This is a genomic window from Glutamicibacter soli, assembly GCF_052322135.1.
In the GTDB taxonomy this organism is placed as follows: domain Bacteria; phylum Actinomycetota; class Actinomycetes; order Actinomycetales; family Micrococcaceae; genus Glutamicibacter; species Glutamicibacter soli.
In genome coordinates this window covers 3,232,118-3,244,828 of the sequence record NZ_CM125969.1, presented here as the reverse complement: position 1 = coordinate 3,244,828, position 12,711 = coordinate 3,232,118, and the positions used below count along the sequence as shown (strand labels likewise).

Annotated in this window: 12 protein-coding genes; 10 read left to right on the top strand and 2 right to left on the bottom strand. The window is 67.3% G+C overall.

Annotated features, from left to right (window positions below):
• Positions 1 to 139: 139 nt before the first annotated feature.
• Genes ACTX90_RS15380 through ACTX90_RS15370 form a run of 3 tightly spaced genes read left to right on the top strand, consistent with a single transcriptional unit; the run spans position 140 to position 3,683 of the window.
• Entirely contained in the window at positions 140 to 1,117 is a 978-nt protein-coding gene (locus tag ACTX90_RS15380; protein WP_443442352.1) for a nitrilase-related carbon-nitrogen hydrolase, read from the top strand.
• Positions 1,110 to 2,132, top strand: coding sequence for an agmatine deiminase family protein (locus ACTX90_RS15375; RefSeq protein WP_443442351.1), 1,023 nt, complete (start codon positions 1,110 to 1,112; stop codon positions 2,130 to 2,132). The genes ACTX90_RS15380 and ACTX90_RS15375 overlap by 8 nt, the downstream gene beginning before the upstream one ends.
• 30 nt (positions 2,133 to 2,162) lie before the next feature.
• Positions 2,163 to 3,683, top strand: coding sequence for an APC family permease (locus ACTX90_RS15370; RefSeq protein ID WP_443442350.1), 1,521 nt, complete (start codon positions 2,163 to 2,165; stop codon positions 3,681 to 3,683).
• A gap of 56 nt (positions 3,684 to 3,739) precedes the next feature.
• On the opposite strand, the gene ACTX90_RS15365 is transcribed toward ACTX90_RS15370, so the two are convergent.
• Positions 3,740 to 4,915 carry an FAD-dependent oxidoreductase gene (locus tag ACTX90_RS15365; RefSeq protein ID WP_443442349.1) on the bottom strand — a complete coding sequence of 392 codons (1,176 nt, stop codon included), beginning with the start codon at positions 4,913 to 4,915 and terminating at the stop codon, positions 3,740 to 3,742.
• Positions 4,916 to 5,152: 237 nt separating this feature from the next.
• Between ACTX90_RS15365 and ACTX90_RS15360 the strand changes: the two genes are divergently transcribed.
• The 3 genes from ACTX90_RS15360 to ACTX90_RS15350 all read left to right on the top strand — a co-directional run bounded on the left by ACTX90_RS15360 (position 5,153) and on the right by ACTX90_RS15350 (position 7,508).
• Entirely contained in the window at positions 5,153 to 5,896 is a 744-nt protein-coding gene (locus tag ACTX90_RS15360; RefSeq protein WP_082123997.1) for a sulfite exporter TauE/SafE family protein, read from the top strand.
• Positions 5,897 to 5,942: 46 nt separating this feature from the next.
• Positions 5,943 to 7,127: a hypothetical protein gene (locus ACTX90_RS15355; RefSeq protein WP_146955960.1), complete on the top strand. Its 1,185-nt coding sequence runs from the start codon at positions 5,943 to 5,945 to the stop codon at positions 7,125 to 7,127.
• Positions 7,128 to 7,319: 192 nt separating this feature from the next.
• Positions 7,320 to 7,508: a CsbD family protein gene (locus tag ACTX90_RS15350; RefSeq protein WP_047120197.1), complete on the top strand. Its 189-nt coding sequence runs from the start codon at positions 7,320 to 7,322 to the stop codon at positions 7,506 to 7,508.
• 96 nt (positions 7,509 to 7,604) lie between these two features.
• Here ACTX90_RS15350 and ACTX90_RS15345 read toward each other — a convergent pair whose 3' ends face one another.
• Positions 7,605 to 8,117 (bottom strand): DUF3253 domain-containing protein, encoded by a 513-nt coding sequence (locus ACTX90_RS15345; protein WP_120991134.1) that lies wholly within the window; start codon positions 8,115 to 8,117, stop codon positions 7,605 to 7,607.
• Positions 8,118 to 8,366: 249 nt separating this feature from the next.
• Here ACTX90_RS15345 and ACTX90_RS15340 point away from each other — a divergent pair, with 249 nt between their 5' ends.
• From ACTX90_RS15340 to rlmN, 4 genes are all read left to right on the top strand, one after another.
• Positions 8,367 to 9,494, top strand: a complete 1,128-nt coding sequence (locus ACTX90_RS15340) for a type III polyketide synthase (protein ID WP_443442348.1) — start codon at positions 8,367 to 8,369, stop codon at positions 9,492 to 9,494.
• Entirely contained in the window at positions 9,494 to 10,195 is a 702-nt protein-coding gene (locus tag ACTX90_RS15335) for a methyltransferase domain-containing protein (RefSeq protein WP_120991131.1), read from the top strand. Before ACTX90_RS15340 ends, ACTX90_RS15335 begins: the two co-directional genes overlap by 1 nt.
• Positions 10,192 to 11,346 carry an FAD-dependent oxidoreductase gene (locus ACTX90_RS15330; protein WP_443442347.1) on the top strand — a complete coding sequence of 385 codons (1,155 nt, stop codon included), beginning with the start codon at positions 10,192 to 10,194 and terminating at the stop codon, positions 11,344 to 11,346. Before ACTX90_RS15335 ends, ACTX90_RS15330 begins: the two co-directional genes overlap by 4 nt.
• Positions 11,347 to 11,407: 61 nt before the next feature.
• The gene (gene rlmN / locus ACTX90_RS15325; protein ID WP_231735894.1) at positions 11,408 to 12,706 is read left to right on the top strand and encodes a dual-specificity RNA methyltransferase RlmN; all 1,299 of its coding nucleotides are present in this window, start codon (positions 11,408 to 11,410) and stop codon (positions 12,704 to 12,706) included.
• Positions 12,707 to 12,711: the final 5 nt, after the last annotated feature.

Sequence of the window (12,711 nt, the reverse complement as noted above, 5' to 3'; positions counted from 1 at the left end):
CGTCTACTGCCTTCCTGTCGGGGCCTTCCACCCGAGCATATCCGAGTTAAACGAAAATCATTCGTTACCCCTTGCGTGTGACGCGGGCACTGCTTATCCTGTAAACGAATCACATTCGTTTTAGCGATGGAGCATAGCCATGAAAGAAATACTCGCCCTCACCCCGCCGGCCTCTCCGGCCCGCGTGGACGCCGCCGAGCGCGGGGAACTGACGGTCGCGTTGGTCCAGCACCGCTGGCACGAAAGCCCGCAGGCACTGCGCGACGAACTGGAAGACGGCATCCGCCGCGCGGCCTCCCGAGGGGCCAAGATCGTGTACCTGCCGGAGCTGACGCTGAGCAAGTACCCGGCCTTCGTGGTGCCGAACCCGGACGCTGCCGACGAGTCCGCCGAGGACCTGGAGAGCGGGCCGACCGTCGCCTTCGCCCGCGACATGGCCGCGCGATACTCCATTCATGTGCACATTTCGCTGTTCCGCAAGGCCCCGGCCGAGGACGGCCTGGGACTGAACACCGCCGTGGTCGTGTCGCCGCAAGGCGAAATCGTCGCGCTGACCAACAAACTGCACATTCCGCGCACCGCCGGCTACTACGAGGACAAGTACTTCCGCGAAGGCCCGAGCGAGGATCCCTACCCGGTGCACCGCCTCGAGGAGCTGAATGGCCTGGCCATGGGCTTGCCCACCTGCTGGGACGAATGGTTCAGCGAGCCGCCGCGCATCTACTCGCTGGCCGGCGCGGACCTGGTGGCCTACCCGACGGCTATCGGCTCCGAACCGGACCACCCGGACTTCGACACCGAACCGCTGTGGCGCCAGACCATCATCGGCAACGGCATCGCCAACGGGCTGTTCATGGTGGTCCCCAACCGCTGGGGCGACGAAGGCGCACTGACCTTCTACGGTTCCTCCTTCATCTCGGATCCGTATGGCCGCATCCTGGCGCGCGCTCCGCGCGACGAATCCGCCGTCCTGGTGGCAACCCTGGATTTGGACGCCCGCCGCGACTGGCTGACGCTCTTCCCGTTCCTGCGCACCCGCCGCCCGGAAACCTACGGCGCGCTGACCGAAGCCCGTGCCGAGTCCGGTCTGGGAGAGATGGGGAGCTCCCATGTCTGAGTTCCTCATGCCCGCGGAAACCGGTCCGCACGAACGCATCTACATGGCCTTCCCCTCCGGCGGCTACACCCTGGGCGACACCGCCGAGGAGGCCGAAGCCGCGCGCAGCACCTGGGCCGCGGTGGCCAAGGCCGTCGCCCGCTTCACCCCGGTGACCATGGTCGTGGACCCGCAGGCCGAATCGGACGCCCGCCGCCACCTGGGCGAGGAGGTCAGCTACGCGCTGCGCGAGCTGGACGACGCCTGGATGCGGGACATCGGGCCGACCTTCGTGCGCGACGCCTCCGGCGAACTGGCCGCCATCGACTGGAACTTCAACGGCTGGGGTGCCCAGTCCTGGGCCTCCTGGGGCAAGGACTCGAAGATCGCCGCCCAGGTCGCGCAGCTGGAGCAGACCGCCCGGGTGCAGTCCTCGATCACCAACGAGGGTGGCGGAATCCACGTGGACGGCGAGGGCACCATGCTCGCCACCCGCAGCGTCCAGCTGGACCCGGGACGCAACCCGGAAGCCAGCGCCGCGGACATCGAGGCCGAGTTCGCCAAGCAGCTCGGCGCGCAGAAGGTCATCTGGCTGGAGCGCGGGCTGACCCGGGACAATAAGGAGTTCGGCACCCGCGGCCACGTGGACATCGTCGCCTGCTTCGCAGAACCCGGTGTGGTGCTCTACCACGACCAGCAAGACCCGGCCCATCCGGACCATGCGATTTCCGCCGAGGTGCGCAGCCTCTTGGAGGCGGCCACCGACGCCAAGGGTCGCAAGCTGCGCCTGGTCCCCGTCCCGGCGCCCAAGACGCTGAAGGACGAGGAAGGCTGGGTGGACTACTCCTACATCAACCACCTGGTCACCAACGGGGGAGTCATCGCCTGCTGCTTCAACGATGAAAACGATGCGCAGGCCGCGCGGATCCTCGCCCAGGCCTACCCGGGCCGCGAGGTCGTCGCGGTGGACGCCACCGAGCTGTATGCCCGCGGCGGAGGAATCCACTGCATCACCCAGCAGGTTCCGAAGCGATAGAACACCCCGCCCGGTAAAGGATCCAGTGCGATGAAAGACAAGACGAAACCCAGCCGGCTGAGCACCAGCCCGGTCACCGAAACAGGCAAGGGCCTGACTGCAGGCCAGATCGGCCTGTTCACGGCCATCGTGATCGGCGTATCCACCATTGCGCCCAGCTACGTGGTGGCCAGCACGCTCGGCCCCACCGCCGAAGCGGTGGGCACGCACCTGCCGGCCATCTTCATCGTCGGGTTCATCCCGATGTTCCTGGTGGCCCTGGGCTACCGCGAGCTGAACCGGGCCATGCCGGACAACGGCACCACCTTCACCTGGGTGTGGAAGGCCTTCGGGCCGCGTGCCGGGTGGATGGGCGGCTGGGGCATGCTCGCGGCGAACATCATCGTGCTCTCCAACCTGGCCGGGGTGGCGGTGGACTTCTTCTACCTCTTCCTCGCCCAGGCCACCGGGCAGGAACAGCTGGCCGAGCTGGCGTCCAACCCGTGGATCAACGTGGCCACCTGCTTGGTGTTCATGCTGGGCGCCACCTGGATCTCGGTGCGCGGGCTGCACGCCGCCTCGCTGGTGCAGTACCTGCTGGTCGGCTTCCAGGTGGTGGTGCTGCTTTGGTTCACCATCGCGGCCCTGGACAAGGCGGCCCCGGCGGTGCAGTTCTCCGCCGAGTGGTTCAACCCGCTGGGCATCGATTCCTTCTCCGCCATGGCGGTGGGACTGAGCCTGTCCATTTTCGCCTTCTGGGGCTGGGACGTCTGCCTGTCCATGAACGAGGAAACCAAGAACGGCGAGCGCACCTCCGGTCTGGCCGCCGGGTTCACCGCGGTGATCGTGCTGGCCGTGTACCTGCTGACCTCCGTGGCGGCCACGGTGTTCGCCGGGGTGGGGGATTCAGGTCTGGGCCTGGCGAATCCGGAGAACATCGGCAACGTGTTCGCGGCCCTGGCCGGCCCGGTCATGGGGCCGGCAGCCATCCTGCTGTCGCTGGCGACCCTGGCGTCCTGCGCGGCTTCGCTGCAGTCCACCATGATTTCCCCGGCCCGCTCGATGCTGGCCATGGGGCACCACGGGGCGCTGCCGCAGGCGTTCACCCGGATCCACCTGAAGTTCGGCACTCCTGCCTTCTCCACCATCGTGGCGGCGGTGGTCTCCACCGGCTTCTACGCGATGATGCGTTTTGTCTCCACCAACGTCTTGAACGACACCATCCTGGCGCTGGGCATGATGATCTGCTTCTACTACGGGGTCACTGCATTCGCCTGCGTCTGGTTCTTCCGCCACACGCTTCTCGCCTCGGCGCGCAACTTCCTCATCCGCGGGCTGGCTCCGCTGCTGGGCGGGCTGGCGCTGGTGGCGGTGTTCCTGCAGACCACCGTGGACTCGCTGGACCCGGAGTACGGTTCCGGGACGCACGTGGCGGGCATGGGCCTGGTGTTCGTGGTCGGGGTGGGAATCCTGGTGCTCGGCGCGGTGTTCCTGATCGGGGCCCGCAAGCGCCGTGCGGCGTTCTACGAATCCCGTCCGGAAACCAGGTACGTGAAGCAGGAAACTTCCTAGCTCCCGCAGCGCGCAGCCCGGCCCTTCCGCAGGGCCGGGCTGCGCGTGCGCTGGGGCTAGGACACTCCGGCCCGGCTCCGGCGTTCGAGGAACACCGGGGTGTCGATTAGACGGCTGGCCGCGAACCGCGGGATCGTTCCGGCCGCCCCGGTGGCCAGCTGGGCCAGGTGCTCGCCGATGGCGGGCACGAACTTGAAGCCGTGGCCGCTGAACCCTGCGCCCACGGTGACCGGCCCCAGCCGGTCGAGGATGAAATGCTCGTCCTCCGTGTTGGCGTAGGTGCAGGACACCGGCTCGAAGCTGTCAGGATCGGTGCCCGGAAGCCAGCGGCGGGCATAGGCCTGCAGGGCGTCGAGCTGCTCGGCGACCGGCCGGTGCGGGCGGCGGTCCGGATCGATGACTTCGCCCGATCCGTGCCAGCCGACCTTGATGCCCTCGCCCGGGGTGTGCATGCCGTACACCGGAGCGAAAATCCTCAGGCCGTCGTGGTCTCCCGGGGCGAGGGTGTGGTTGAAGCCGGGCCAGTGGGCGGATTCCCCGCGCCGGGCGAAGTGCACCGGGTGCTCCTCGGTGACGTGCAGGCGCGGCAGCTCGAAGCCCGGTCCCAGCAGCGTGCGGGTCCACGCACCAGCGGTGAGGATGACATGGCGTGCGGACAGCGTGCCGGTGCGCCGGCCGTCATCCACGTGGATCTTGACCAGCTCATCCGAGACGACCTCCAGCTGGAGCACCCGGTGCCGGTGGCGGATCTCGGCTCCGGCGGCGGCTGCCAGCCGCTGCAGGGTGGCCACGGCCAGGTCGGCATTCAGCTGCCCGCCGCTGGGAATATGCAAAGCCTGCGTCTGGAACCTCATGCCGGCAAAGCGCTCGCCGGCCTCGGCTGCGTCCAGCAGTTCGCTTTGGATGCCGGCGGCCGTAAGCGTCCTGTGGATCGACTGCTGGCCGGGTTCGTCGCCGTGATTGACCAGCCCGGTCCGGTTCAGCAGCTTGACCTTGCCGGCCTGCGAAAGGTCTTCCCACAGTTGGTTCGCGCGGCGCAGGAGCCCGACATAGGCAGGATCCGCGTAGGCGGGGTTGAAGTTGCGTGTGCTGCCGTGGGACGCGCCCTCATGGTGTCCGCGGGCGAAACGCTCCAGCAACAGGACCTGGTGTCCCTGGCCGGCAAGGGAGAAAGCGGCGGCCGAGCCCATGGCTCCGCCCCCGATGACCAGGAAATCGACGTCGGTGCTCATCTCTTCAGCCTAGGCCCGGTGACTCGCCGGGCCGACGCCGGGGTCGTAATATTGCGGGTCGGACGGCGCCGTTACCGGATTGGTGCGGAGGCCGGGAATGGTTCAAGTCAGGCCTTGTTGACGTGTATCGTCGAATACAGAGGTCGAATGTGCATTTTCGGGGACTGGTCTTCCCGCACCTTCCCAAGAACGCCGCGCCTCGGCAAACCATGACAAGCAACCAGGAGCGGAGTCCGCGTGGAGCAAACAGTGCAACTCGGTGCGTTGATCGGCTTGGCGGCAGCGGTGTTCGCCGGGGCATCCACGCAACGCATCTCCGGTATGGGTTTTGCGCTGGTAGCCTCTCCATTCCTGGTCTTGGTGCTCGGGCCGTTCGAAGGCATCATGCTGGTGAACTTCCTTGGAGCGTGCAGCAGCTTGCTGATCTTCGCCCAGGTCTTCCGGCAGGTCGAATACAAGAAGATCGCGCTGCTGCTGGTGCCCGCGGTGATCATGACCTTCCCCGGTGCGTGGGTGGCCACGCTGCTCGGCGGTCCTTGGCTGACCATCGGTATCTCGATCATGGTGATCCTCGCGCTGGGCGCCAGCTTCCTGGTCCGCAATCTGCCGGCCGCGCAAAGCAAGGGGCTGGCCATCGGCGCCGGCGCCATCTCCGGATTCATGTCGGTCACCGCCGGCGTCTCCGGCCCGGCCATCGCCGGCTACGCGGTGGCCAGCCGCTGGCCGCAGGCGAAATTCGCGATTTCCGTGCAGCTCTACTTCCTGGTCCTTGCGGTGTCCTCGCTGGTCGCCAAGGGCGGCATGCCGCAGCTTGACTGGATCCAGTGGACCGCCTGCCTGGTGGCCATGGTGCTGGGTATCGTGCTGGGCAATTTCCTGGCGCCGAAGATCCCGGCGAAAGTCAGCCGTGCCTTCGTGGTGCTAGTCGCGCTTGCCGGAGCGGTCGGCCTGCTGGTCAACGGCATCACGGAACTGGTCTAACGGCCTGCCCGGCACTGCCTGAATTGTTCATGGAACAATGGATGTCGTGCCTCTCCACTTCCCCGAACCGACGAATCCCAAGCGCGTGACCGAACTCGAAATCGAGCGGAACGCGCTGTGGTCGGGACTGTTCTGCGCGCTGTTCGGGATGGCCACGGCCTTGATCATCTTCGCCGGCGAGCGCCCCGCGCTGTTCGGCGGACTGTCGGTGGGTTCCGTGGCTTCGGTGACCGGCGGCGTCTCGGCGGGGCTGTCCAGCGCCTATGCGTTCCGGAGCCTGCTGCGCCAGCGTGAACCGTGGCTGCGCCGCATCCCGGCCTGGCGCCAGTATGTTGCCGCCCTCGGCCTGGTACTGGTCCACGTGGCCAGCACCGTGATGATGATCCTGGTGGCCACGCACCTGTTCCAGCAAGCGTTCATCGGCCTGCGCCTCGATGTGCTGGCCGGGTCGCTGGCCGTCAGCGGCATCACCGGGCTGAGCGCCTATTTGGCGCTGGTGGCTACGGCGCGCACCAGTGCCGAGAACCTGTCGGTGGTCCTGGGCATCTACATGGCCGCCGGCGTGCTGATCAGCATGCTGCTGGCCGAGGACCAAGGCTGGTGGCAGGGGATGTTCTCCCGGCTGGGGACCTCGCAATCCGGTATGGGCTCCTTCTGGACGTTCAACACGACCATGATCATCTCCGGACTGGTGCTGATCTCGTTCACCGAGTTCCTGACCAGGGACCTGGACGTGCTGTCGCGGACCTACCGCTGCCGTCCGAACCTCGAACGCTACCCGCTGATTCGCAAGCTGCGCCCGCGCCCCCGGGTGGTGGGCTGGTGCCTGGTCGCGGTGTCCGTGGGAATCATCGGCGTGGGCAGCGTCCCGATGAACCTGTCCCTCGGGGTGCATTCGGCGTTCGTCCAGCTGGCCTCCGCCGCCATGATCATCCTGCTGCTGGGAACGATGGTCCTGCTGCCGGGGTATCCGGCGGTCTTCCACATGATGTCCCTCTCTGCCGTGGGTGCGCTGTGGGTGGCGTTCCTGCTCTGGGATTCATGGTCCTACTACAACCTGACCGGTTTCGAGCTGTCGGCCGTGGCGATCCTTTTCACGTGGATCTCCGTGTTCATCCGCACCACCGCGGCGATGATCCGCGATCGGCAGCAGCCGCGCAGCACGCATGGCCCGGGCACACGCAGCGTCCACCGCGATCCGGCGCCAAGGACTGAAAAGCCTGCCGTCTGAAATGTGCCGCGCTGCTCGGCCGGTAGCCGCGCATGGGCCCGGTTCGTAGTGCCCCGTTCCGGGCAGTGTTCCTGCACTTGCCTGACATGCATCCTTGACGTTTCCTTGGAATTATCCAGCGGCGAGACCAGCGGACAACATTTTCTGTAGCGTAATGGGTGTCGTTTCAACCGAATAACTGAGGAGGGCAAGATGGGTCTCGGAGACAAGATTCAGAACAAGTCAGAAGAAGTTGTTGGCAAGGCCAAGGAAGCCACGGGCAAGGCGACGAACGACAGGTCGTTGCAGGCCGAAGGCGTCAAGGATCAGGCTGCCGCGAATGCCAAGCAGGCTGGCGAAAAGGCCAAGGACGCGTTCAAGGACGCAACCGACAACAAGTAGAAGTCGATCACGCCAGTGGCCCCGTCGTTGCGACGGGGCCACTGGCCTGTCCAAGGGCCGCTCCTCCAGTTTCGTGCAAGCCATTGTCCGTTCGGCCTAATCTTGCTCCCGCGGGTCCATTCGGGCCAGTTGCAGTCGCACGGGACCACGGACATTGTGCGCATCGACGTCATGCCCTTTCTGGGTCACCCTAATCGCGCCGTCTGCGGCCAGGGAAGCGGCCACCTGCCGGACGCGTTCCATCCGGGACCGCCAGCGTTCGCCACCGCCGTCGACGATGCGTGCGACATCGCTGGGGCAGATCGAGGACCCCTGCCTCTTGCGCAGCAGGGTGAAGATCGCCGCCCGGATGCGTTCATCCAGCTTGTCCTCGCGGGCTTCTTCCCACCACGGCTGTCCGCGCTCGCCCAGAGCCAGCTTCGCCTCGTGGACCCTGGCGCGGGCTTCTTCGTCCCCGCGTCCTATCTCACGGCGGGCGTTCATCAGTTCGTCGACGAGCTCCTGTCGGAGCTTCGGCGGGATCCCGGGATCGCTCGCACGCCACTTCCGGCCGGAAATGACCAGATATCTGCCGTCTTCCGTTCGCTCCACTGCGTCTTCATTGCTCATGGTTGCCTTTATTCCGCCTCACCCATAACTTGTTCCCATGCTGCCTGCGGTGCATGCATGACGGGGTTTCAGGGTAGGACATTTCACGCTGCCGTTGCGAGGGGTTCCAGACGGCTGCCAGCCGTCGTGGCACGCGACGACGAGTGGAGAGCTGGCACGTGCTCCCGCGGCGCTGGCGGCCGATCCTGGTTTCCTGGCAGTTGCGCGCGATGGTTTACACCGGTCGCGCGCAGGTCCTAGGCTCGGGTCATGCCAGTGATGATCAGAACGATCCAGACCGCCGTACCTTCGACAGTCTTGAAGCAGGACGACGTCAGGGACGTCTTCGCCGCACAGCCCGACCTCAGCCGGCTGGGACAGCGGCTGGTGGCGACCTCCTTCAACTCCGCGGACATCGACACCCGCTACAGCTGCGTTTCGGAATTCAACACCGAGCTGCCCGAACCGGCTGAACCGATGTTCTATGACCGTTCTTCCGGCCTGCTCAAGTCGCCGAGCACCGCCGAGCGGAACCGGGTCTACGTGGAGCACGCAGGCGAACTGTTCATCGAGGCCGCGCGGCGGGCGCTGGACGCCTGCCCGGGGCTCGAACCTGCGGATATCACCCACGTGATCACGGTGTCCTGCACCGGCTTCTACAACCCCGGCCCGGACTACCAGATCGTGCGCAGCCTCGGGCTGAATCCCTCGACCGTCCGCCACCATCTGGGATTCATGGGCTGCTATGCAGCATTCCCGGCGCTGCGCGCGGCCCGGGATTTCTGCCTGGCCGACGAGAACGCCACCGTGCTGGTGGTCTGCGTGGAGCTGTGCACGTTGCACGTGCACAGCTCCAACGACCCGGACACCATCATGGGCTCGGCCATCTTCGCCGATGGCGCCGCCGCCGCGGTGGTGGCCCGGGGCGGCGAGGGGCTGCAGATCGACGACCTGAAGACCACGCTGACCCCGGTGGGCGAGGAATCGATGGCCTGGAACATCGGGGACCACGGGTTCGAAATGGTGCTGGGAACCTACGTCCCGCACATCATCGACGACCACATCACCGACGCGCTCACGCCGCTGCTGGACGCCGACGCGGAGGGACCGCTGGAGATCGGGCAGATCACCCACTGGGGCATCCACCCGGGAGGCCGCGCCATCCTGGACCGGATCCAGAACCGGCTGCAGCTCTCCGAAACGCAGCTGCACCCGGCCCGCCGGATCCTCAAGGACTACGGCAACATGTCCAGCTCCACCGTGCTGTTCGTGCTCAAGGAAATCCTCGAAGCCGGCAGCACCGGCGCCGGAGAACGCATCTGCGCCATGGCCTTCGGCCCCGGGCTCACGGTGGAAACCGGCCTGTTCACGGTGGCGACGGTTTCCGGAACCAGCTGATGCGGCGGCGTCCCGACGAGCTGGAGGCCATGGACCATCCGGACTGCGACCCCGTGCTGCTGAACCGGACCTACGCCCAGTTCCCGCTGGTAAACAGGGCGGTCGGCGGATGGAAGGGGATCTACGCGCAGCAGATCGCCCCGCTGCTGGCCTCCGGCGAACCGGCCCGCCTGCTGGACATCGGCTGCGGCGGGGGAGACATCGCCCTGCAGCTGGCCCGCTGGGCACTGCGCGACGGCTACGAGCTGGGCGTGCTGGGCATCGACCCGGATGAGCGGGCCATCGCCTTCGCCCGGCAGGCCGCGGCGAAAAGCGTCCTGCCGGCCGGGAAGATCGAATTCTTGCGCTGCACCAGCGCGGACCTGGTGCGCGGCGGAGAGGTCTTCGACGTGGTCATCTCCAATCATCTGTTGCACCACCTGGACGATGCCCAGCTGCGCGGGATCCTGGCCGACACCGAAGCCCTGGCCACCGGGCTGGGGCTGCACGCGGACATCCGGCGCTCCCGAATCGCTTCGCTGCTGTTCGGCGCGGCGACGCTGCCACTGGCAAGGACCTCGCTGATCCGCCGCGACGGGCTGGCCTCCATCCGCCGCAGCTACACCCCGGTGGAACTTGTCCGCCGCGTGCCTGCCGGATGGCAGGTGCATACCGCCAAGCCGTTCAGGAACCTGCTGGCCTACCGGCCGGCCTGGGCATGACCGCAAAGGCAAAGGGGGCGAAAATCATGGATGGCGCGGCGATCATCGGCGGCGGGCCGGTGGGGCTGGGTCTGGCGGTGCTCCTGGCCCAGCAGGGGTGGACCGTGCGGGTCTTCGAGCGCCGCCGCGGAATCTCCGCGCACTCCCGGGCCATCGGCCTGCACCCTCCGGCCCAGCAGGTGCTGGCCCGCGCCGGGCTGGCGGCGCAGCTCGCAGAGCAGGGCACCGCAATCCGCCGGGGAGTGGGAATCAGCAACGGCCGGCAGATCGCCGAGCTGGACTTCTCCTCGCTGCCCGGCCCCTACCCGTACGTGCTGGCGCTGCCGGAACACCAGACCATGACGCTGCTGCGGGACCGGCTGCGCGAACTGGATCCGCAGGCCCTGGCCGAAGGCCATGAATTCCATGGCATCGAGGGACAGTCGCGCGAATCCATCCGCTTCACCGTGGCCGGGCCCGGGGGAGTGCAGACCCGGGAAGCCTCCTGGCTGATCGGCGCCGACGGGGTGCAGTCGGCGGTGCGCGCCGAGCTCGGAGCGGGGTTTCGCGGCAGGCAGCTGCCGGACCGCTACCTCATGGGCGACTTCCCCGAATCCACCGGCTGGTCGCAGACCGCCGCGCTGTTCATCGAGTCGCAGGGCATCGTCGAGTCCTTCCCGCTGCCGCAAGGCCTGCGCCGCTGGGTGGCCAGACTCGGACGCCGGCAGTCGGTGGACACGGACCTGCCGACGCTGATCCGCGCACGCACCGGCCACCGGCTGGACGCCCAAGCCTGCACCATGCGCAGCAGCTTCGCCACCGCCAACCGCAGGGCAACCCGCATGGTGGAAGGCCGGGCGGTGCTGCTGGGCGATGCCGCGCACCAGATCAGCCCCATCGGCGGGCAGGGCATGTGCCTGGGCCTGATCGGTGCGGCGCAGCTCGCGGAGCTGTTGGCCTCCGGCGCCGGCCCGGAGGACGGGCAGCTGCAGCAGTTCCAGGCGCGGCAGCTGAAAGCCGCCCGGCAGGCTGGCCTGAAAGCGCACCTGAACATGGCGCTGGGCCGGCCGGTGGCGCCGTGGCTGCTGCCGGCGCGCAACCTGCTGTTCAGCGCCGCGGCGGGGAACCGCACGGTGCGCGATACGGTGGCCCGCAGCTTCACCATGACCTGAATGCCGCGCGTGCCCAAACTCACCGCCTGCACCCAGCTGATACGTGAAACAATGGATGGTGATGACTTCGAGCAACCCCACCACACTTTCCGCTGACGAGCGCAAGGCCCTGCGCCAGGAGCAGGCCGCCGCCCAGCGTGCCCAGCAGCTGCGTATCTCCACCTCCCGCGCCCAGGCCGAAGGCCGTGCGCAGGTCATTCCGACCGCCGAGGGATGGAAGCAGGAGATGGGCGCCGACGGCCGCCCCGAACTGCAGTTCGCCACCAAGCGCCGCGTCTCCCAGCCGCCGACCCACCTGGCTGACCTCACCCTGGCCGAGCGCCAGGAGAAGCTGAAGGAACTGGGGCTGCCGGCATTCCGCGCCAAGCAGCTCTCGGTGCACTACTTCCAGCACTACACCACCGACCCTGCCAAGATGAGCGACCTGCCCAAGGACCGCCGCGAGGAACTGGTCGACGCGATGTTCCCGAAGCTGCTGACCGAGGTCAAGCGGCTGACCACCGACGACGGCAAGACCATCAAGTTCCTGTGGCGCCTGTTCGACGGCTCGCTGGTCGAGTCCGTGCTGATGCGCTACCCGAACCGCATCACCCTGTGCATCTCCTCGCAGTGCGGCTGCGGCATGAACTGCCCGTTCTGCGCCACCGGCCAGGCAGGCCTGACCCGCAACATGTCCACCGCAGAGATCCTGGACCAGATCGTCCAGGCCAACCGCGTCATCGCCGAAGGCGGACTGGGCGGCCAGAAGCACCCCGACGAGCGCGTGGGCAACATCGTGTTCATGGGCATGGGCGAACCGCTGGCCAACTACAAGCGCGTCATGAACGCCGTGCACCGCATGGTCGCCGAAGCCCCGGAGGGCCTGGGCATGAGCGCTCGCGGCATCACCGTCTCCACCGTCGGCCTGGTTCCTGCCATCCGCAAGCTGGCCAACGAGGACGTGCCGGTCACCTTCGCGCTATCGCTGCACGCACCGGATGACGAGCTGCGCGACGAGCTGATCCCGGTGAACTCGCGCTGGAAGGTCGACGAGGCGCTGGATGCCGCCTACGACTACTACGTGAAGACCGGACGCCGCGTCTCCATCGAGTACGCGCTGATCAAGGACATGAACGACCACGAGTGGCGCGCCGAAATGCTGGCGAAGAAGCTCAACGCCCGCGGCCGCGGCTGGGTGCACGTGAACCCGATCCCGCTGAACCCGGTGCCGGGCTCCATCTGGACCCGCAGCGAGCCGGACATCACCTCGAAGTTCGTGCGCCGCCTGGACGAGCTGGGTGTGCCGACCACCCTGCGCGATACCCGCGGCAAGGAAATCGACGGCGCCTGCGGCCAGCTGGCCGCCGACGGCGACAAGTAGCCACC